Annotated in this window: 28 protein-coding genes and 1 tRNA gene; 21 read left to right on the top strand and 8 right to left on the bottom strand. The window is 58.9% G+C overall.

The window, feature by feature from the left end:
* Positions 1-476 precede the first annotated feature (476 nt).
* The 19 genes from C8K66_RS03765 to C8K66_RS03680 all read left to right on the top strand — a co-directional run bounded on the left by C8K66_RS03765 (position 477) and on the right by C8K66_RS03680 (position 10077).
* On the top strand, positions 477-749 hold the full coding sequence (locus tag C8K66_RS03765; protein WP_108524292.1) for a hypothetical protein: 273 nt from the start codon (positions 477-479) through the stop codon (positions 747-749).
* Positions 750-1203: 454 nt separating this feature from the next.
* A complete protein-coding gene (locus C8K66_RS03760) occupies positions 1204-1464 on the top strand; it encodes a hypothetical protein (RefSeq protein ID WP_108524291.1) in 261 nt (86 codons plus the stop codon).
* 21 nt (positions 1465-1485) lie between these two features.
* Positions 1486-1914: a hypothetical protein gene (locus C8K66_RS03755; protein ID WP_108524290.1), complete on the top strand. Its 429-nt coding sequence runs from the start codon at positions 1486-1488 to the stop codon at positions 1912-1914.
* 2 nt (positions 1915-1916) lie between these two features.
* The gene (locus tag C8K66_RS03750) at positions 1917-2108 is read left to right on the top strand and encodes a hypothetical protein (protein WP_108524455.1); all 192 of its coding nucleotides are present in this window, start codon (positions 1917-1919) and stop codon (positions 2106-2108) included.
* Positions 2105-2275 carry a hypothetical protein gene (locus C8K66_RS30945; RefSeq protein WP_165933313.1) on the top strand — a complete coding sequence of 57 codons (171 nt, stop codon included), beginning with the start codon at positions 2105-2107 and terminating at the stop codon, positions 2273-2275. Before C8K66_RS03750 ends, C8K66_RS30945 begins: the two co-directional genes overlap by 4 nt.
* A gap of 157 nt (positions 2276-2432) precedes the next feature.
* Positions 2433-3590, top strand: a complete 1158-nt coding sequence (locus tag C8K66_RS03745) for a hypothetical protein (protein WP_108524289.1) — start codon at positions 2433-2435, stop codon at positions 3588-3590.
* A gap of 10 nt (positions 3591-3600) precedes the next feature.
* Positions 3601-4359: an ERF family protein gene (locus C8K66_RS03740; protein WP_218278004.1), complete on the top strand. Its 759-nt coding sequence runs from the start codon at positions 3601-3603 to the stop codon at positions 4357-4359.
* Between the two features lie 7 nt (positions 4360-4366).
* Entirely contained in the window at positions 4367-4984 is a 618-nt protein-coding gene (locus C8K66_RS03735) for a lambda exonuclease family protein (RefSeq protein ID WP_108524288.1), read from the top strand.
* Positions 4981-5619: a hypothetical protein gene (locus C8K66_RS03730; protein WP_108524287.1), complete on the top strand. Its 639-nt coding sequence runs from the start codon at positions 4981-4983 to the stop codon at positions 5617-5619. The genes C8K66_RS03735 and C8K66_RS03730 overlap by 4 nt, the downstream gene beginning before the upstream one ends.
* Positions 5620-5760: 141 nt before the next feature.
* Positions 5761-6561 (top strand): DNA cytosine methyltransferase, encoded by an 801-nt coding sequence (locus tag C8K66_RS03725; protein ID WP_108524286.1) that lies wholly within the window; start codon positions 5761-5763, stop codon positions 6559-6561.
* Positions 6562-6739: 178 nt separating this feature from the next.
* Positions 6740-7252 (top strand): hypothetical protein, encoded by a 513-nt coding sequence (locus tag C8K66_RS03720; protein WP_108524285.1) that lies wholly within the window; start codon positions 6740-6742, stop codon positions 7250-7252.
* Positions 7242-7538, top strand: a complete 297-nt coding sequence (locus C8K66_RS03715; RefSeq protein ID WP_108524284.1) for a hypothetical protein — start codon at positions 7242-7244, stop codon at positions 7536-7538. Before C8K66_RS03720 ends, C8K66_RS03715 begins: the two co-directional genes overlap by 11 nt.
* 59 nt (positions 7539-7597) lie before the next feature.
* Positions 7598-7882 carry a hypothetical protein gene (locus C8K66_RS03710; protein ID WP_108524283.1) on the top strand — a complete coding sequence of 95 codons (285 nt, stop codon included), beginning with the start codon at positions 7598-7600 and terminating at the stop codon, positions 7880-7882.
* Positions 7879-8466, top strand: a complete 588-nt coding sequence (locus C8K66_RS03705; RefSeq protein WP_108524282.1) for an HNH endonuclease — start codon at positions 7879-7881, stop codon at positions 8464-8466. Before C8K66_RS03710 ends, C8K66_RS03705 begins: the two co-directional genes overlap by 4 nt.
* Before the next feature lie 97 nt (positions 8467-8563).
* On the top strand, positions 8564-8758 hold the full coding sequence (locus tag C8K66_RS03700) for a hypothetical protein (protein WP_108524281.1): 195 nt from the start codon (positions 8564-8566) through the stop codon (positions 8756-8758).
* On the top strand, positions 8745-8948 hold the full coding sequence (locus C8K66_RS03695; RefSeq protein WP_108524280.1) for a hypothetical protein: 204 nt from the start codon (positions 8745-8747) through the stop codon (positions 8946-8948). The genes C8K66_RS03700 and C8K66_RS03695 overlap by 14 nt, the downstream gene beginning before the upstream one ends.
* 450 nt (positions 8949-9398) lie before the next feature.
* A complete protein-coding gene (locus tag C8K66_RS03690) occupies positions 9399-9596 on the top strand; it encodes a hypothetical protein (RefSeq protein ID WP_110644298.1) in 198 nt (65 codons plus the stop codon).
* Positions 9596-9829 (top strand): hypothetical protein, encoded by a 234-nt coding sequence (locus C8K66_RS03685; protein ID WP_108524278.1) that lies wholly within the window; start codon positions 9596-9598, stop codon positions 9827-9829. The genes C8K66_RS03690 and C8K66_RS03685 overlap by 1 nt, the downstream gene beginning before the upstream one ends.
* Positions 9826-10077, top strand: a complete 252-nt coding sequence (locus C8K66_RS03680) for a hypothetical protein (protein WP_108524277.1) — start codon at positions 9826-9828, stop codon at positions 10075-10077. Before C8K66_RS03685 ends, C8K66_RS03680 begins: the two co-directional genes overlap by 4 nt.
* A gap of 8 nt (positions 10078-10085) precedes the next feature.
* Here C8K66_RS03680 and C8K66_RS03675 read toward each other — a convergent pair whose 3' ends face one another.
* The 6 genes from C8K66_RS03675 to dapA all read right to left on the bottom strand — a co-directional run bounded on the left by C8K66_RS03675 (position 10086) and on the right by dapA (position 14872).
* Entirely contained in the window at positions 10086-11063 is a 978-nt protein-coding gene (locus C8K66_RS03675; protein ID WP_108524276.1) for a site-specific integrase, read from the bottom strand.
* Positions 11064-11183: 120 nt separating this feature from the next.
* Positions 11184-11273: transfer RNA gene (locus C8K66_RS03670), tRNA-Ser, on the bottom strand.
* An 83-nt stretch (positions 11274-11356) separates the two neighbouring features.
* Positions 11357-12070 (bottom strand): phosphoribosylaminoimidazolesuccinocarboxamide synthase, encoded by a 714-nt coding sequence (gene purC / locus C8K66_RS03665; protein ID WP_017844921.1) that lies wholly within the window; start codon positions 12068-12070, stop codon positions 11357-11359.
* A 27-nt stretch (positions 12071-12097) separates the two neighbouring features.
* The gene (locus tag C8K66_RS03660) at positions 12098-12856 is read right to left on the bottom strand and encodes an MBL fold metallo-hydrolase (RefSeq protein ID WP_017844920.1); all 759 of its coding nucleotides are present in this window, start codon (positions 12854-12856) and stop codon (positions 12098-12100) included.
* Between the two features lie 4 nt (positions 12857-12860).
* Positions 12861-13976 carry an outer membrane protein assembly factor BamC gene (bamC, locus tag C8K66_RS03655; protein WP_046490359.1) on the bottom strand — a complete coding sequence of 372 codons (1116 nt, stop codon included), beginning with the start codon at positions 13974-13976 and terminating at the stop codon, positions 12861-12863.
* A gap of 17 nt (positions 13977-13993) precedes the next feature.
* Entirely contained in the window at positions 13994-14872 is an 879-nt protein-coding gene (gene dapA, locus C8K66_RS03650; protein WP_017844918.1) for a 4-hydroxy-tetrahydrodipicolinate synthase, read from the bottom strand.
* 273 nt (positions 14873-15145) lie between these two features.
* Here dapA and C8K66_RS03645 point away from each other — a divergent pair, with 273 nt between their 5' ends.
* Positions 15146-15706 carry a glycine cleavage system protein R gene (locus C8K66_RS03645; RefSeq protein WP_003172487.1) on the top strand — a complete coding sequence of 187 codons (561 nt, stop codon included), beginning with the start codon at positions 15146-15148 and terminating at the stop codon, positions 15704-15706.
* Between the two features lie 10 nt (positions 15707-15716).
* Positions 15717-16190, top strand: coding sequence for a peroxiredoxin (locus C8K66_RS03640; RefSeq protein WP_108524275.1), 474 nt, complete (start codon positions 15717-15719; stop codon positions 16188-16190).
* A gap of 38 nt (positions 16191-16228) precedes the next feature.
* On the opposite strand, the gene C8K66_RS03635 is transcribed toward C8K66_RS03640, so the two are convergent.
* Together C8K66_RS03635 and C8K66_RS03630 are read right to left on the bottom strand one after the other, a co-directional pair.
* On the bottom strand, positions 16229-17299 hold the full coding sequence (locus tag C8K66_RS03635) for an AI-2E family transporter (protein WP_017844916.1): 1071 nt from the start codon (positions 17297-17299) through the stop codon (positions 16229-16231).
* A 32-nt stretch (positions 17300-17331) separates the two neighbouring features.
* Positions 17332-17571 carry a sulfurtransferase TusA family protein gene (locus C8K66_RS03630; RefSeq protein WP_017844915.1) on the bottom strand — a complete coding sequence of 80 codons (240 nt, stop codon included), beginning with the start codon at positions 17569-17571 and terminating at the stop codon, positions 17332-17334.
* Between the last annotated feature and the right edge of the window lie 88 nt (positions 17572-17659).

The raw sequence follows: 17659 nt of genomic DNA, 5'->3' as shown, positions 1-17659 counted from the left end.
ATTCACTAATAGAGCCTGCCTTGTGCGGGCTTTTTTACGCCCATGAAAAATATTATGCAAAAACGTATTGACGACTGTTATGAGGATTCGTATAGTTCATCCATCGAGTCACCCAACAGGGACTCGCCAGGGCCTCACAGCTCGCCGCTCTTTAGTCGCACCGCTTCACCATTGCCGGATCACCACCGGCCTCAGATTCAAGGTAGCGAGCCGAACGCCTTAAGTTCGGTACAGGGGATGCCTCACCCCGTGGCCAGCAGCGTAGATGGCCCTAGATCAAAGAGTGCTGACGGATGGGATGCCATTGCATGGACTACATCGCGGTCAGTGAAAACAATTCGAACCAGGCCAGTGAGTGCAGCCAGTAGCTGATCACGGCTCGCAGATGGCTCCCTGCTGATTCAGGTAGCCATCTGGTTTCACAAATGCCTCTAGACCCCCTGGAGGTATTTGGAAGCCCATCAGGAGACAGCAATATGCAAATCAATCAGCAGAAAACGGTGCAGGTCGATGTGACTGAGCTGCGCACCTACATGAAAGTCCGTGACCAGGTATGCGTAACTCTGCACGACGCCCAGGGCGAGGAAGTAGCCGCCTATACGGGCTACGTTCCGGATTTCTTTCCGGGTGAGCATTACGGCGACTACTTGATGCTGCACATCGATCTGGAAACAGGCCAGATCAAGAACTGGAAAAAGCCAGTCGCCGCCGACATCGAAAAGATGATCGAAGCGGGCGACGACGACTGAGTAACCCTCTCCTTGCACGTCAGCCAGACGAAAATTGGCCCGATCCTTTCCTTGGGGAGACTCGTATAGGGAGAGGCTGTATCGGAGTGGACGTTGTGACATGCCGGCGGTTGCCTTGCGGTGACTTAGCTTCAGCGTCCACCCCGATGCAGATGAATGCCCAGGCTGATGGGCAAGTGTAAGACCTGAGGGATCGCGGGAATCATGGCCGGTAAAGTGAGTAAGCGCCCAGATAGCCACGGCGAGTCCAAGAATAAGCGGCTGAAACCTTCGCCCCGGTGAAACTCCGGTGTCACTAAGGCCGCTAATAGTCGTGCCGGGATCAGCTCCGGCATCTGCATCAGGCGTTCGGTGCCATTAACCGACGGCGTGGGAAGCGTCGATAACTCAATCTCTGACAGCCGGAAAGACGGCACCCACCCTTCTCGCCTAACCCCAAACACTGGAGGTCGCCATGGCCCGCACTTACGAATACTGGACGGTCAAGGATGGCGAGGACATTGCCGTCAACCTGACCGTCGTATATTTCTCGGCTCGAAAAGGCAATTTCAGCTCCCAAGCCGCAGACCCCGATGAGTACTTCGGCCATTGCGAAATCAACTGGGAGTCGAAAGACGACACCAGCTTCATGACTGAATCCGAAATCGCCTCGATGGAGGAATGGCTTGTGAATGAGCATTCCGAGTACCTGGCTGATCAGGACTACTACGACTAACCCGCCACCCTGGAGGCGACCATGAACGCAGCATTGAAGATATGCCAGGAGCGTTACGACGCTCAGTTGCCGCCTCCAGTGAGCGAGTCGGCGGTGGAGATTGCCCGTAGGGAGTGGCTGTACAACGCCACGGAACAGCTGGTGCGGTTCGGCCAGGACGTGAAGGTTCAGCGGCGCCTGCGCAGGCCTCAGGTCGTCACGGTCGCCCAGCTGGCACTGGCGGCAGATGAACTGGCGAACGCCCGGCAGGCGGACTGTGATGTCGGCACACCGGCACTTGGCTGGATGTTGATCGCCAACAACTGCGGCCGAGCCGACAAAGATTCTGTCGCCCAGCTGCTGGGCTACAGCGATCACCCATTCGGCAAGCTTGGCGAGATTGCAGAGGCCCTGCTCAGCCCTATCGCTGATGACGCACTGGCCGCCCAGGCCGAGGATGACGAGCTATGAAAATGAGCCCGCACGTCCTCATCGGCGAAGAGCTTGAAACGCTCGATGACCGCCAAACGCCGGTCAGCTGGTCGGTGATGATCCAGAAAACACTGAACGAAATGATGCTAGACGATCGCATCACCATCGCCGAATTCAACCACTACTGCGGGCGCCTCAACAAGATTGTTGCCCGGCGCAAGGAGGCAGCATGACCACTCCTCCAGTTAAATCGCTGATAGACAGCCAGCTCGAAGAGATAGAGCGCAGCCTGACCATTCTCGGCGCCGGTTTACCGCGCGACCTGCCTGTGTCGGCGCTGCCGCCAAAGCTTGCTGCTGCGATCAAGGGCGGGCGTATCGCGGTAAGGGTTCGGCCATGACCTCCTACCAAAGAGCCAAGCGCTACTGCTTCTGGCGCGGGTCTGCCATAGCAATCGCATTCTTCACCTTCCTGATGTTGCTCGGCGCCCTCGCTGATCGAATCACTCAATAACCAACACCTTCAATCGCTGCGAGCATCGCGGCAAGGATTCCCACGTGTCCGCAAATCAGCAAGTCATCACCATCGACGACATCAGCGCCGACAACGCGCCGGCCATTTATGTTGCCGGCGGCCTGGGCCAGTTCTTCGACGCGGTGAAAGCCGAAGTAACTGGCGAGGTGCCGGACCTCAAGACGGCCAAGGGCCGCGCCCGCATCGCCAGCCTGGCAGCAACCGTCAGCAAATCGAAGACGGCAGTCGAGAAGCCGGGTCGCGACTACCTGAAGCGTCTCAAGGAAATGCCGAAGGTCGTCGAGGCCGAGCTGCGCGAGTTCGTCACCAAGATGGACAACCTGCGCGACGCTACCCGCAAGCCGCTGACGGACTGGGAACAGGCAGAGATTGCCCGCACCGACAAACACGTCGACGGCATCCAGAACATCAAAGACCTGGCCTTTTTCGAAGAGTCGCCTAGTGCTGCCTGTGTCGCCAAGATCATCGCCGACCTGGAGCTGATCGCGATCAACGACACATGGGAAGAGTTCTTGGTCGAAGCCGCCCAGGTGAAGGATCAGACCCTGGTCAAGCTGCGCGGCATTCTGGCCGAGCGCACCCAGTACGAGGCCGAGCAAGCCGAACTGGTCAGGCTGCGCGCCGAGGCAGAAGCTCAGGCCCAGCGAGACCGCGATGCAGAGATTGCACGGGTAGCGGCTGAGCAGGCCCAGCGCCAGGCCGAAGAGCGCGCAAAAGCTGAGCGCGACGCAGCAGCGCGCCGCGAGCAGGAGTTGCTGGATCAGGCCGCAGCAGCGCAGCGGGCAACCGAACAGGCCGCCCGTGATGCAGAAGCCGCCGCCGAACGCCAGCGCCTGCAACTGGAGCTGCAAGCCGAGCAAGCACGCACAGCGGCGGCCCAGGCAGAGGCAAGCCGTGTTGCTGCCGAGCAGCGCGCCGAGCAGGAGCGTCTTGACTCCATACGCCGCCAGGAAGAAGCCGTAGAGCGGGCTCGACTGGATGAGGTCGCCCGAGCCAACGCAGCAGCAGACGAAATCCTGCGCCAGCAACAGGCGCGCCAGGATGACGTAGCGCATAAGTCGAAAATCCTGGGCGAAGCCAAGCAGGCTTTGATCGGCATGAACATCAGCGAAGAGCTGGCCAAGGCCATCGTCCTGAAGATCGCCCGCGGCGAAGTCCCCCACATCACTATCCAATTTTGAGGCTATAGCCATGTCGCAAGAAATCATTATGCCGCTGGAGCGCGATCGCCAAATGGCTGCCCAGCCAGCGCAGGAAATCAGCATGTTGTCGACCATCAGCCGCCTTGCCCTTGATCCTCGCTGCGACATGGACAAGCTGGAGCGCCTGATCTCCCTTCAAGACCGGATGGAGGCTAAAACCGCGCTTGAAGCCTTCAACGCCTCGTTCGCTGAAATGCAGTGCGAAATGCCATCTGTCGAGAAGCGCACCGAAAACACGCACACCAAGAAGATGTACGCCGATCTGGATGACATCAACTACGCCGTGCGCCCGGTGATGGCCAAATTTGGATTTGGCGTTTCGTTCAAGATCGTCAACCAGGCTGCCGGCGTGAGTATCACCGGCATTCTGATGCACAAGGGCGGCCACCGCGAAGAAACGACCATGATTCTGCCACTCGATACGGGCGCCGGACGTAGCGCCGTGCAGTCGGTTGGCTCGACCACTACCTACGGCAAGCGTTATGTGATGTGCGCCCTGCTGAACATCACCAGCGGCGACGACAACGACAACGATGGATATGTCGAGCCATCCGATCAGTTGGTCACGCCAGCCCAAGCAAGGCAGGTACAGGCCCTTCTGGACAAGTGCAGCGAGGCCGTTCACGCCAACTTTGAAAAGATGTACGGCGACCCTGGCCAGATTGCGAGGTCTGCCTTTGACGGCGTAGTGGCAGGGTTGAACAACTCAATCTCAAAAGCTGCCAAGGCGGCTCAGCAAGCGGGGTAAAGAGACCATGCAAATCATCACAGAAGTTGAGCAGGGATCGCCTGAGTGGCTGGCCTTACGCCTGGGCATCGTCACTTGTTCTGAGCTGGAGTGCCTGCTTACCAGCGGCAAGGGCGAGGCTGGTTTCGGTGTAGGCGCATTCAGCTACATGAACACGCTGATCGGCGAGCGCATCACCGGTGAGGCTGCCGACCCATTCCAGGGCAACCGCCACACAGAGCGCGGCCACGAGCTGGAAGGTGTTGCCCGCAAGCTGTACGAGCAGCGCGAAGAGGTCGAGACCAAGCAGGTTGCGATCATCCTGAACCACGGCGCTGGCTATTCGCCTGACTCACTGGTCGGCGAGCCTGGTCTGACCGAGATCAAAACAAAGCTGCCGAAGTTTCAGGTCGAGGTGATCCTCTCCGGCGAGATCCCGAAAGAGCACGTAGCCCAATGCCAGGGCGGCCTATGGATCTCGGAGCGTGAGTGGATCGACTTCGTTTGCTACTGGCCAGGCATGCCGCTGTTCATCAAGCGCGCATACCGGGATGAGGCGCTGATCCGCAAGCTGTCGGAGCGGGTCAAAACCTTCTACGAAATCTTGGACGACCGAATGAATCGGGTATTGGGGATAGCAGCATGATCAGCATCCTTCAGAACGAAGTTGAGCGTCTGCGCGGCGCATCCTGCGCCCTGGCTCACGATATCGAATCCTTCTTGAGCCGTGGAGGGACTATCCAGGTGCTGGAGGGGCCAAGCTTCAGGCCACCACCCGTCAGGCACCACCCAGAACCGAAGCCAAGGAAGAAAAAGGCCCCGGCGTGCATCGCGGAGCCAGTCAAGTTCCTGGACAAAATGGCGCTCCGGGACATCGAGCGCGATGAAAGGAAGGTAATGCGCGAGAAAGCCAAAGCGGATGAACTGGAGTGCATCAGGGGGCTGGCCGAGACCATGACCTATACCCAGGCCATCCTGAGAACCGGCATGCACATACGGTCATTGCAGCGGCTTGCACGGCTTGGCGGATTCAAATTCCAGCCGGCAGATACGCGAGGCAAGAAGGATCTTCGGTTTGTCGATGAAGAACGCGATACCAGAAACGCCGCACTGATCCGCGAACTCTTGGCGCGAGGCTTCAGCAGGAACCAGGCGCGCGAAAGCATCCAAACCAACCGGAAAAACTTCGAGCGGTTACTGGCCAAGTTCGATATCGACTATCCGAAGGCAACCAAAGGCCCAGCGCCGGCATTCTTCGCGAAACCAGCCAAGCAGGCCTGATCATGGCAGCCCAACCGAAAGAACGATCGGCAAAACTGCAGCTCGCCTACAACCGCGAATCACTGCGCATCTGCAACGAAGAATAACCCACCCTACTCGCTGCATCCGGAACCCGGAGGGCGGCGCCTACCTGGAGATAACATGAATGAGCTGGCTCTTTTCGCAGGCGCTGGCGGCGGAATACTCGGCGGCCACCTGCTCGGGTGGCGCACCGTCTGCGCCGTTGAGCGTGATGCCTACGCCGCACAAGTTCTGGCGCAACGACAAAACGATGGAGCCCTCCCAGCTTTCCCGATTTGGTCTGACGTGTGCAGTTTTGACGGAAGACCATGGCGCGGCCTTGTTGACGTGGTTTCTGGCGGATTCCCGTGTCAGGACATATCAGCTGCCGGGAATGGCGACGGCATTGATGGTGCCCGCTCCGGACTCTGGCGTGAAATGGCGCGAATCGTCGGCGAGGTACGACCTGCCTACGTCTACGTGGAAAACTCACCTCTACTTGTGGGAAGAGGACTTGCACTGGTCCTCGGTGACCTTGCCGAAATGGGGTATGACGCGAAGTGGTGCATTGTTTCAGCATCCGACCTTGACGCGCCCCATCAACGCGAACGCATCTGGATTGTGGCCAACGATAACCGTGTGCGGGAACCACAACCAACCGGGCAGCAGCAAGAATGCAGGATGGGGCCTGAGCGCGGCCGTGAAGCTTTGGCCAACACCGGTCCGCAGGGATTACCGGCACCCGGGGAAAAGCCGAATGGAAAGGACCGGGAGCAAATCAGACGAGTGCCTGCCTCAAGTCATAGGTGGCCCACTGAACCCGGAGTGGGTCGAATGGCTGATGGGGTGGCCTTCCGGTTGGACCGAATTAAAGCCCTTGGCAATGGACAAGTTCCAAGAGTGGCAGCAACAGCATTCTCCATCCTATCGATCGACGACTGACGCCGCCTAGCAGCGCCTGGAGAACCCCATGATCCGCCAATACCGATTCAGCGAGCTAATGACTCGACTGACCAATGAAGAGTGGACGGTCGTTGAAATTAGCCGAGACAATTTTGTGTTTATGCCGGTTGCCTACAGAGGCCGTCGGTTGTGATTTCTGATTATTTGGAGGTGGGTCATGAGTGAAGTGAAGCGGTATCGGTTTATCAGTTCGAATGGGTACGCGGCGATCCCTGTTGTGGACTCGGTTAAGGCTGAACGCTTTGTCGAAGAGCAAGAATTCGACCGTGTAACCGCCGAGCGTGACGCGGCGCTGGGGCGTGAGGCTGCGTTGAATCTACAGATCTCCAATCAGGCGGAAACCATAAAACAGTTATCCGGCAGATATGGCCCCATCGCAGAAGCCCTACAACAGCGCCTGACCGTAGCGGATGAGCGGGTGGATATGCTGGGGAAAGAGGTTGAGCGCCTGAGCCGCGTGAAGCTGTCACTGAAGGATTTGGCAGAAAGCCGTGCTGACAACTGCTCGGTATACCGGGAACACCTGAACGAGGCGCTGACGATGGCGAAAAAGGTCAGGGATGCAAGTCCCGGTATGCAGCGGAAATGCCTGAGCGACCTGATCGTTTACCTGTCCCAAAACAGTGGCGCCGCACTCAATCCAGTAGATGGTGGTGGCGATGACGCATAAATGCTACCGCCGAGACCCAAGCGTTAACGCAGTCACTGACCTCGTGACCGACGAGCAGATGCGGGGCTCGTTCCAGGGTACCAACTTCGGGCATGACGACTTCCGTGGCCTGATAGCCCAGGGCTGCATCAAGGCCTTGGCCGGTTGGCACCAGGGGCACACGATTACGTGCATCCTTGAAGAGCTGCGGCTGATCAGTTGGAATCGTCAGGCCGACAAGATCAAGGTCACCGCCAAGGGCCGACACTACATCTGGCTCTCCTTCAAAGGCCGCCCAGGCGTTTAACTCCCCGCCTACTGCTGGTGCCTGCTGGCACTGGCACAACTGATTTGCTGAGGTGATTTATGTTTTCAAATGATCCCTACGAAGATCTTGAAAAAGCTGCACGTGCGGCCACGAAAGGTCGGAATTTTGATCGGTTGCCCGCTGCAGGTGGTGGCCTGAAATACGAGTGCCTAGGTAACGACGGAACGCTGGTGCTGAAGGTAGACCACAAAAACAATGAATTCGGATTCGTTGGCGAAAAGGGCGAGCAAGACGAAGCATTCTTCCTAAAATGCACGCCGGACATAGTGCTCAACCTGATTGCTGAGTACCGCCAACTCAAAGCAGAGGCGCAGAAGCCATGACCACCAACCAAACGATTGACGGCGTGCCGCGTGATCCTGGTGGAATTCTTGAGAAGCGGAAGGCGAAGGAGACACCGGCAAACAAAGCGCTGGTCCTGGCATCGCTTTCGTATGATTCGTTGACCGGCGAATTCAGATGGAAGACGGCGAGGAAGAACGGGCGTGAATCCGGATCCGTGGCTGGATGCCTTCACCACTCCGGATATTTGCTCATATCCGTGGACAGAATCAAATTTCCATGCCAGAGACTGGCTTGGCTTTTCCATACAGGCGATTGGCCAAAGGGGCACGTTGACCACATAAACATGGATAAATCAGATAACCGCATATGCAATCTGAGAGAAGCCACTCATTCGCAAAATGCGTTCAACACACCAATTCCGCCAAGCAATACCTCGGGATTCAAAGGCGTTAGCTGGTACGGCCGAGCGCAGAAATACAGATCCCAAATCACGGCATATGGCAAGCGCCACTATCTCGGGCTTTTTGATGATCCTTGCTTGGCCCACGAGGCTTACAAGGCAGCATCAATCAAACTGCACGGCGAGTTTTCCAGTCCCGGAACGCCTGCCTCGACGAGCTGAAACGCCTCAACCCCTCTCTGTAACCCCTCCCCCTTCAAAGTCAGCCGCTATAGCGGCGTATTCGCATGCCTGCCGCACCCCGGCAAGGAGCTTTGCCATGTCTCGCATTGAAGAAATCGAAGGCTGGCACCTGGCTGATGAGTTGATCAAAGCCGGCCGCCAGATTGACCCGATCCTGGGTGGCGTAGAGCGCGTTATCGAGAACATCGAGCGCACTGCCGCGTTACGGCCGGAGAGCTATCGGGTGGGGATTCAGAAGCGCATCGAGGTGGAACGCCATGGCCTGCTTTGACGTGCACGAACGGAGGGAGGATGGCGGCGTAGGCAAGCTGCTCGACGTGATCGACCGCGTACCGGAGCGCAGGAAATCAGGCCTATTCATCGAATTCGACGGCGAGATGTTCCAGGTACTGACCGGCATCCGCAATTTTATCACTGTGACGACTGAGCGCTGGGTGCGGAAGTCGGGGAGGAAGGCGTGAGAACGTTTTTGAATGCATGGCTACGACGATGGGCCGAGGCATCGCTGCGCACCGAACTGCATCAAGCTCAGGAAAAATTGATACGAGAAAAGGAAAAGCTATCGCGATCATTAGCTAATTACGAATCAAGCTTGAAGGCGTGGAAGGCGCGCGAGAGTGACATCAAGCGAAAGCATGTAGAAGCTAATTCATACAATGAGCGCCTCATCAGCGCCCTACGAGAACGAGTCCCTGCGGAACTTTTTTATAGCGTCTGTGAGTACGCACGCAATCGTAAGGCCCGCGAGGACTCGCTATGACCACCCACCGAATCCAAGACAACACCGGCCGCTGGCACCGTGTCAGCAAGTCGACATCAACCCGAGGGAGCTACGTCAGCTTCTACCGTGGCGAGCCAAGCAGGCTTTGGCGGCCGGGGCAATTCAAGGCTGTGGAGGTGGTGAAGTGAGCATGATTACCGATCTTATCGAAGAAAACTCCGAGCTTAAAAATCGTGTGGCAGATCTTGAATTAGCACTGGGCGGCATGCTGTTTGGGTTTGACGATGGTGTGGGTCGCGACTGGTCGGCTCCGCTGCTCGACTACGCACGCACGCTGACGAATGCGGTCGAGTTCAAGTCCCGCGCCAAAGCTGGGGAGGATGAATGATGGGTACTGAGAAAATGCGGCAGGAATTCCTGACCTGGTGGTGGCACGACGATCAGCGAGAGTTGCGGCAGAGTTGTGCGCAGGGATGGGCGCTACACGTCTGGATCTCGTCGCGCGCAGACATTGAGGTGGAGTTGCCAAGAGAGGATCGCAACATTGATTACTCTGGCTACATCTCAAAATCAGAGACAGAAGCAGCCATCGAATCACTCGGCCTGAAGGTGAAGCCATGACAGAAGAAGCCGAGATTGTGTTTGTGGACGGCCTGGGCAAGATGCTTGGCCGAACTGAAGCGTCTGTCAGGGAGGGGATCCGCCGGGGTGTACCGTGGCTGCCCAAGGGCTTCAAGATGGGCATCAGGCATTGCTGGCTGAAGGAGGATGTGCGGGAGTTTTTGCGGGCATGCCGCGACGGGGAGAACAAGGCGCCGAAGGTCGGCCGGAAGCGGTTGCCGCCGCCGACCTTGCGGGGTGTGGCCTGATGCTTGGGCTATCCCAGCTTCTCGGCCAGGTCGTTGGGGCAAAGGTGCGTGTAGCGCTTGAGCATCGAGAGGGTCTTGTGGCCGGTGATGGTGCTGATCTCCATGACCGACAGGCCGCGCTCAAACAGGCGGCTCGTGGCCTCATGCCGCATATCGTGAAGGCGGAGGTCTTTGATCTTCGCCGCCTCACACGCCAGGGCGAAATAGTTGCTCACGCTGTCCAGTTTCAAATGAAAGAACCTGCCTCCATCAATCGGCGTCGGCAACCCATCTAAGAGCTCAACCGCCCGCTTTGACAGTGGGACGGATCGGCGCTCGCCGTTCTTCGTGTCCTCGAGGAATGCAACTCTCCCCCGAACTTGATCCTTTCGCAGCATGACCAGCTCGGACCGGCGCATCGCTGTCTCGACTGCCAGTTCAATAATCACCGGCAGCTCGGCATTGATATCGCCTGCGTGCTTGAGCAGCGCCTTCAGCTCGGCGGTTGTCGGCCGGCGCTCCCGTTGCTTACTGCCCTTCGGCATGCGAATAGCGGTGCACGGGTTTTTCAGGCCCTGAATGCCCCAGTCCTTCGCCGCAACTGTATATAGGTGGCTGATCAGCGCCAGGTTCAGCCGGACGGTGGCCGTGGACTTCCCGGCCTTCAGTTCGGCATCCCGGTACGCTGCCATATCGCTCGAGCGGATCGCAGCCAGAGACTTGCTGCCCCACTCCGATTTCTGCCACTTCTTGGCGCGCACCTTCTCCTGGGCCGATCCTTTCTTCGCCTCGCTCACCTCGTTGACGTACCGCGTCAGGGCTTCGGTGAGCGTGGTGCTCTCAGCCTCTCGGGTATCAACGAATCGCTTGCGTGACATATCACCCTCGATCTCGGCGGCCCATCGCTGGGCTTCTGCCTTGGTGTCGAAGGTTGAAGAAAGTGTCGGATATCCTTTGCGACGGATCTGGGCTCGCCAGGCGTCACCGCGCTTCTCGTAATAGGCCATCTACGAATATTGAAGGGGGGCTGGGGGAATCGCAAGGGGAGCCAATCCCCCAGATTTCCCCCAATCTACAACCAAATGCAAAAAGGCCCCGAGGCAAAATGCGCTCGGGGCCTTTAAATATGGCGGAGAGATAGGGATTCGAACCCTAGGTACCGGTGAAGGTACAACGGATTTCGAATCCGTCCCATTCGGCCACTCTGGCATCTCTCCAACGGCGCGCATCATAACAGCCTGTCTCTGGAAAGCAAAGCGCCGAAGCGATTTTTTTCCGTGCTATCAGATGCTTGCGTCGATTACAGCGGTACGCCGAGGCGCTTGGCGACTTCTTCGTAGGCTTCGATCACATCACCGAGGCCTTGGCGGAAGCGGTCTTTGTCCATCTTCTTCTTGGTGTCCTTGTCCCACAGGCGGCAGCCGTCCGGGCTGAATTCGTCGCCCAGGACGATGGAGCCGTCGTGGAACACGCCGAATTCAAGCTTGAAGTCGACCAGCAAGAGGCCGGCGTCGTCGAACAGCTTGCTCAGCACGTCGTTGACCTTGAGGGACAGTTCCTTCATGCGCGCCAGTTGCTCGGCGGTGCCCCAGCCGAACGCCACGACGTGGGATTCGTTGATGAACGGGTCGCCCTTGGCGTCGTCCTTCAGGAACAGCTCGAACGTGTAAGGGTTGAGCTTGAGGCCCTCCTCCACGCCCAGGCGCTTGACCAGGCTGCCAGCGGCGTAGTTACGCACGACGCATTCGACCGGGATCATGTCCAGCTTCTTGACCAGGCACTCGTTGTCGCTCAGCAGTTTGTCGAATTGGGTCGGAATGCCGGCCGCTTCGAGTTTCTGCATGATGAAGGCGTTGAACTTGTTGTTCACCATGCCCTTGCGATCCAGTTGTTCGATGCGCTTGCCGTCGAACGCCGAAGTGTCGTTGCGAAACAGCAGGATCAGGCGGTTGGCGTCGTCGGTCTTGTATACCGACTTGGCTTTGCCGCGGTAGAGTTCTTCACGTTTTTCCATGATGGGCTCCGCTTTGAGTGAGGTGGGCTAGGCGATGTGTCGCCAGTCGAGCCCTGAATCTTGATCGGCCAGTTGCAGCCAGTCCGGGTCGCACCCAAGGGTATCGACAAAACATTGCCGGGCCAGCTGCGGCAGGTTGTTCTTGCTGCTCAGGTGGGCCAGGACCAGGTGTTGCAGGTCTTGCCAGCCCAACTCATACACCAGGTACGCCGCCTGGTGGTTGTTCAAATGCCCGAGTTCGCCGCCCACCCGTTGCTTGAGAAAGTACGGGTAATGACCGCGAGCCAACAGGTCTCGGCAGTGGTTGGACTCGATCATCAATGCATCGAGATCCCGGTAACCGTCCAGCACCTTGGCGCAGTAGGAACCCAGGTCGGTGAGTACGCCGAAACGTCGCTCGCCGCCACTGAATACATACTGCGTCGGCTCCTGGGCGTCATGCGCCACGGCAATCACATCGATGCTCAAGGCACCGATCTGCAACTGCTCGCCACCGGCCAGGAAGCCTGCGGGTTCAATGGGTTTGCGCATCCCGCGCAAGGTGCCGCGACTCAGGTACACCGGAAGATTGTAGCGCCGAGACAGCAAACCCACGCCATGCACATGGTCGGCATGTTCGTGGGTCACCAGAATCGCGCTCAGCTGCGAGGGGTGAACCCCCAGGCGCAGCAGGCGCCGCTCGGTTTCCCTTAACGAGAAACCACAATCCACCAGCACATACGTGTCGTCTTGAGCGACCAGCGTGCCGTTCCCTTGGCTACCGCTGCCGAGAACGGCAAAACGCATCGGATCAGCCCAGGTTGTCCTGAATCACGCCCAACACTTTGCGCGCTGTTTCAGCTGGCGCAACGGTGTTGATGTTCTTCTCGACGGTGACTTGCACGCTTTCGCCAACCTTGCTCAAACGAATCTGATAACGCTCGGCGCGGGTTTCGATCTCTTCCTTGGTCGGCGCGCTGCCGAACAATTTGCTGAAGAAACCTGGCTCGGCGTCTTTCTTCTCGGCTTTTTCCGCCACGTTGATGTAGTACAGGCCCAGGCTGCGGTTGATGTCTTCAACACGCCAAGGGCCTTGTTCCAACGCGCGACCGACACTGGCCCAGGCACGGTCCAGGTCTTCACCCAGGTTCAGCACCACGTTGCCGCTGCCGTCTTCGGTGAGGCTGACGCGGCTCGGGGTGTCGTAATCGCGTGCGGCGAGCAGGGAGATCGAACCGCCCTTCTCGGAAATACGGCTCATGCTGGCCAGCATCTCGTCGACCAGTGCGGCGTCGACGCCGGTGTTGACCGAGCGATTGGTGAACTCGACGTTGGACGTGCTGCCGGCAGGACGCTCGGCGCTGACCACATAGACTTCACTGGTATTGCGCTGCACGCCAGGCTCGATGCGTACACGTACACGGGCTTCGCTGTCAGCGGCGATACCGCCGGACTGCAAACGCTTGGCCATGCTGGCGGACAGCTCGCTGCCCTGCTGCCACGCCGTGGTGAACTCACCGGTCTGCGGGCGCTGCTCGTCGATGCGAAAGCCATTGTCCTGGAAGAACTGCACCGCCACCGGCCAGACTTCGGCAGGTGGGCGCTGTGCCACGATCCAACGCGAATCGCCGCTCTTCTGCAGGCTGTAGTCGCTGGTATTCGCCACGGCCGAGATCGGCTGTGGACGCGGCACCACGTACTCACCCTTGGCGGTGTCGTCGGCGACATTGCGCGGAATCGGCAGCAACGGGTCAAGGCGCTTGGCGACGTTGACGTCCGGCGGCAATTGCATCGGTTTGGTTGCTTGTGCTTCCAGGTAATCGCTGCCGCGGTCACGGAAGTAGCCTTCCGGGCCCCAGATCCAACCGCAGCCGCTGGTGCTGGAGATAATCAAGGCAAGTGCGGAAAGTCCGGCCAATCGCTTCATGCGTAGTGCTTCCTCAATTAAACCAGGACGCCGGACTGGCGCAGGGCCTGTCGCAGCGGTTCGTGACAGGCTTCGCTGAGGCGGGTGAGCGGCAGACGGATACCGTCCGGCATCATGCCCATCTCGAACAGCGCCCATTTCACGGGAATAGGGTTGGATTCGATAAACAGTGTCTTGTTGAGCGGCATCAGTTTTTCGTGAATCGCACGCGCGGTCACGGCATCGCCGGCGAGGGCGGCGGCGCACATGTCGCTCATGGCACGCGGGGCCACGTTGGCGGTCACCGAGATGTTGCCCTTGCCGCCCAGCAGGATCAGCTCGACAGCAGTGGCATCGTCGCCGGAATACACCAGGAAGTCGCTGCTCACGCCTGCCAGGATGTCCTTGGCGCGCTGCAGGTCGCCGGTGGCTTCCTTGATGCCGATGATGTTCGGCACAGTGGACAGGCGGATCACGGTCTCGGCCTTCATGTCGCACGCGGTGCGACCTGGCACGTTATAGAGGATCTGCGGGATATCGACCGCTTCGGCAATGGTGCGGAAGTGCTGGTACAGGCCTTCCTGGGTCGGCTTGTTGTAGTACGGGGTCACCAGCAGGCAGGCGTCGGCGCCGGCTTTCTTGGCGTTCCTGGTCAGCTCGATCGCTTCACGCGTCGAGTTGGCGCCCGTACCGGCGATCACGGCGATACGGCCCGCGACACGCTTGACCACGAACTCGATGACCTGGATGTGTTCTTCCACGTCGAGAGTGGCCGACTCACCTGTGGTGCCGACCGCCACAATGGCGTTGGTGCCCTCTTGCAGGTGGAAGTCCACCAGTTTGCCCAGGCTATCCCAGTCGAGACGACCTTGTGCATCCATGGGTGTGACCAGTGCCACCATACTGCCCGCAATCATGCAACCGCTCCTGCCGGAAAAAGAGAGCCGTAATGGTACTGGCGCCAAGATGCTTGTACAAGCGAAGTACCGCCTGAGGATGCGTTCTGGCGCAACTAAACGACGGGCATTGCCATCATTGCGCGAAAGTGCGGGTCGAGACGGGGTAAAAACCCGCCGATCACGCAATGAAAACGCCACCTCCTATCCCTTGGCGACGCTTTTCGCTACCCTTCATGCTTTGATCGATACAGCCCTCACCGTATCGACCGCTCATCGTTTTAGGAAGGCTGCATGTCCACCCCCACAGTTCGCGAACAATTCCTTGTTATCAGTGCCCTCGGCGCCAACCCCATGGAGCTGACCAACGTCCTGTGCCGCGCCAGCCATGAAAACCGCTGCGCCGTCGTCACCTCCCGCCTCACCCGCCATGGCGAGTGCAGTGCGCTGGTGCTGCAGATTTCCGGCACCTGGGACGCCCTGGCACGCCTGGAGACCGGCCTGCCGGGCCTGGCCAAGAAGCACGACTTCACCGTCAATGTGGTACGCAGTGCCGCGCTGGAAAACCGCCCGCAGGCCCTGCCTTATGTGGCGTATGTCAGTTCGGCCTACCGCTCGGACATCGTCAACGAGTTGTGCCAGTTTTTCATCGACCATAACGTCGAGCTGGAAAACCTCACCTGCGACACCTACCAGGCACCGCAAACCGGCGGCACCATGCTCAACGCCACGTTTACCGTGACCTTGCCGGCCGGCGTGCAGATCAGTTGGCTGCGCGACCAGTTCCTCGACTTCGCCGATGCCCTGAACCTCGACGCCTTGATCGAGCCGTGGCGCCCACAGAACCCAATGTAAGGAAGCCCCCATGGCGGTAGTCATCGACAACCCCGTAGCCGATTTCGAAGCCCAGGCCACCAGCGGCCAGACCTTCAGCCTCGCAGCCCTCAAGGGCAAGCAAGTGGTGATCTACTTCTACCCGAAGGACAGCACCCCGGGTTGCACCACCGAAGGCCAGGGTTTCCGTGACCAGTACGCAGCGTTCAAGGCAGCCAACACCGAAGTGTTTGGCGTGTCGCGCGACAGCGTGAAGTCCCATGAGAACTTCAAGGGCAAGCAGGAATTCCCGTTCGAGCTGATCAGCGACAAGGACGAAGCGGTTTGCCAGCTGTTTGACGTGATCAAGCTGAAGAAGCTGTATGGCAAGGAATACCTGGGCGTGGATCGCAGCACCTTCCTGATCGACAAGGATGGCGTGCTGCGCCAGGAATGGCGTGGCGTGAAAGTGCCAGGGCATGTGGACGCCGTGCTGGCGGCCGCCCAGGCTTTGCATAACGCGTGAGCATCATCGGGAGAGGGCGCACGCGCCCTCCCCTCGCTTCAGAGTAAGGGCGCCACCACCGGTTCCTGCCGCGGCCATGCATCCAGCACCGCCTTGAACAGCGTCGCCAGAGGGATCGCAAAGAACACGCCCCAGAACCCCCACAACCCGCCGAACAACAATACCGCGCAGATGATCGCCACCGGATGCAGGTTGACCGCCTCCGAGAACAGCAGCGGCACCAGTACGTTGCCGTCCAGGGTCTGGATGATGCCGTACACCGCCATCAGGTAGATAAACTGGTCGCTCCAGCCCCACTGGAACAAGGCGATCAACGTGACCGGCACCGTCACCACCACCGCGCCGACATACGGCACCACCACTGAAATGCCCACCAACAATGCCAGCAGCGCCGCGTAGTTCAGGTCCAGGGCAATAAAGGCGATGTAGGTCACGCCGCCACAGATGATGATCTCGATCACCTTGCCGCGAATGTAGTTGGCGATCTGCCGGTTCATCTCCTCGGCCACCCGGGTGATCAGCGCACGCTCACGCGGCAGATAGCCACTTACCCAGCGGCCGATCATCGCGCGGTCCTTGAGGAAGAAAAATACCAGGATCGGCACCAGCACCAGGTAGATCATGATGTTGACCAGCAACGGCAGGCTGGACAGGGAAAAGGTCACCGCCCACTGCCCGAACTTTCCGATCTCGCCGCGCGCCACTTCGATGGCTTGCAATACCTGCTCATCCGACACCAGATGCGGGTAGCGCTCCGGCAACAGCAGCAATAGCGACTGCCATTTGGCGAGCATGCCGGGCAACTCATTGAACAGGGTGATCAACTGGTGCCACAGCAGTGGCACGACCACCACGATAAATACCAGCAACAGCCCCATGAACAAAGCAAATACCAGCCCCACTGCCGCCGCGCCCGGTAAGCGCAGACGCTCCAGGGTGGTGACCAACCCCTGCATCAGGTAGGCCAGCACCATCCCCGCCAGTACCGGGGCGAGCATGCCACCCAGGGTGAGGACGGCGGTAAAGGCCAGGAACAGCAGGACCGCCAGCACCACGGCTTCCTCGTCGGAGAAGTAGCGCTGAATCCAGTCTCGTAACACTTTGAACATCAATCAACCTCGGGTGGTGGGAAGCGGACGCTTCAGGCCTTGCGCAACCAATAACGGTAGACACCGGCGGCGTCTTCTTCATGCACCAGGGTATGACCGGCCAGCCTGGCAAAGGTGCGGAAATCACGCTGGGAACCGGCATCCGTGGCGATGACTTTGAGCACCGCGCCGCTGGCCAATCGATTGAGTTCGAGTTTGGCCTTGAGCAAAGGCAACGGGCAATTGAGGCCGCTGGCATCGAGTTCGGCATCAAAGGCTACAGCGTCGGTCATGGTTTTACTCCGGGCAAGCGTTCAGGTTGCTTAGAATATCTGGTCCGACGCTCAGTGTCCGGCTACAGTAAGCTCTTTGTCGAAAGGC

This window comes from Pseudomonas sp. GV105 (assembly GCF_003058185.1).
In the GTDB taxonomy this organism is placed as follows: Bacteria; Pseudomonadota; Gammaproteobacteria; order Pseudomonadales; family Pseudomonadaceae; genus Aquipseudomonas; species Aquipseudomonas veronii.
Note: the sequence above shows the minus strand (reverse complement) of the source record. Positions and strands in the feature narration are given on the sequence as shown.

Excerpts from the sequence above, each read along its gene's own strand:
- C8K66_RS03765 (WP_108524292.1), top strand. The coding sequence starts at position 477 with ATGCAAATCAATCAGCAGAAAACGGTGCAGGTCGATGTGACTGAGCTG.
- C8K66_RS03760 (WP_108524291.1), top strand. The coding sequence starts at position 1,204 with ATGGCCCGCACTTACGAATACTGGACGGTCAAGGATGGCGAGGACATT.
- C8K66_RS03755 (WP_108524290.1), top strand. The coding sequence starts at position 1,486 with ATGAACGCAGCATTGAAGATATGCCAGGAGCGTTACGACGCTCAGTTG.
- C8K66_RS03750 (WP_108524455.1), top strand. The coding sequence starts at position 1,917 with ATGAGCCCGCACGTCCTCATCGGCGAAGAGCTTGAAACGCTCGATGAC.
- C8K66_RS30945 (WP_165933313.1), top strand. The coding sequence starts at position 2,105 with ATGACCACTCCTCCAGTTAAATCGCTGATAGACAGCCAGCTCGAAGAG.
- C8K66_RS03740 (WP_218278004.1), top strand. The coding sequence starts at position 3,601 with ATGTCGCAAGAAATCATTATGCCGCTGGAGCGCGATCGCCAAATGGCT.
- C8K66_RS03735 (WP_108524288.1), top strand. The coding sequence starts at position 4,367 with ATGCAAATCATCACAGAAGTTGAGCAGGGATCGCCTGAGTGGCTGGCC.
- C8K66_RS03730 (WP_108524287.1), top strand. The coding sequence starts at position 4,981 with ATGATCAGCATCCTTCAGAACGAAGTTGAGCGTCTGCGCGGCGCATCC.
- C8K66_RS03725 (WP_108524286.1), top strand. The coding sequence starts at position 5,761 with ATGAATGAGCTGGCTCTTTTCGCAGGCGCTGGCGGCGGAATACTCGGC.
- C8K66_RS03720 (WP_108524285.1), top strand. The coding sequence starts at position 6,740 with ATGAGTGAAGTGAAGCGGTATCGGTTTATCAGTTCGAATGGGTACGCG.
- C8K66_RS03715 (WP_108524284.1), top strand. The coding sequence starts at position 7,242 with ATGACGCATAAATGCTACCGCCGAGACCCAAGCGTTAACGCAGTCACT.
- C8K66_RS03710 (WP_108524283.1), top strand. The coding sequence starts at position 7,598 with ATGTTTTCAAATGATCCCTACGAAGATCTTGAAAAAGCTGCACGTGCG.
- C8K66_RS03705 (WP_108524282.1), top strand. The coding sequence starts at position 7,879 with ATGACCACCAACCAAACGATTGACGGCGTGCCGCGTGATCCTGGTGGA.
- C8K66_RS03700 (WP_108524281.1), top strand. The coding sequence starts at position 8,564 with ATGTCTCGCATTGAAGAAATCGAAGGCTGGCACCTGGCTGATGAGTTG.
- C8K66_RS03695 (WP_108524280.1), top strand. The coding sequence starts at position 8,745 with ATGGCCTGCTTTGACGTGCACGAACGGAGGGAGGATGGCGGCGTAGGC.
- C8K66_RS03690 (WP_110644298.1), top strand. The coding sequence starts at position 9,399 with ATGATTACCGATCTTATCGAAGAAAACTCCGAGCTTAAAAATCGTGTG.
- C8K66_RS03685 (WP_108524278.1), top strand. The coding sequence starts at position 9,596 with ATGGGTACTGAGAAAATGCGGCAGGAATTCCTGACCTGGTGGTGGCAC.
- C8K66_RS03680 (WP_108524277.1), top strand. The coding sequence starts at position 9,826 with ATGACAGAAGAAGCCGAGATTGTGTTTGTGGACGGCCTGGGCAAGATG.
- C8K66_RS03675 (WP_108524276.1), bottom strand. The coding sequence starts at position 11,063 with ATGGCCTATTACGAGAAGCGCGGTGACGCCTGGCGAGCCCAGATCCGT.
- purC (WP_017844921.1), bottom strand. The coding sequence starts at position 12,070 with ATGGAAAAACGTGAAGAACTCTACCGCGGCAAAGCCAAGTCGGTATAC.
- C8K66_RS03660 (WP_017844920.1), bottom strand. The coding sequence starts at position 12,856 with ATGCGTTTTGCCGTTCTCGGCAGCGGTAGCCAAGGGAACGGCACGCTG.
- bamC (WP_046490359.1), bottom strand. The coding sequence starts at position 13,976 with ATGAAGCGATTGGCCGGACTTTCCGCACTTGCCTTGATTATCTCCAGC.
- dapA (WP_017844918.1), bottom strand. The coding sequence starts at position 14,872 with ATGATTGCGGGCAGTATGGTGGCACTGGTCACACCCATGGATGCACAA.
- C8K66_RS03645 (WP_003172487.1), top strand. The coding sequence starts at position 15,146 with ATGTCCACCCCCACAGTTCGCGAACAATTCCTTGTTATCAGTGCCCTC.
- C8K66_RS03640 (WP_108524275.1), top strand. The coding sequence starts at position 15,717 with ATGGCGGTAGTCATCGACAACCCCGTAGCCGATTTCGAAGCCCAGGCC.
- C8K66_RS03635 (WP_017844916.1), bottom strand. The coding sequence starts at position 17,299 with ATGTTCAAAGTGTTACGAGACTGGATTCAGCGCTACTTCTCCGACGAG.
- C8K66_RS03630 (WP_017844915.1), bottom strand. The coding sequence starts at position 17,571 with ATGACCGACGCTGTAGCCTTTGATGCCGAACTCGATGCCAGCGGCCTC.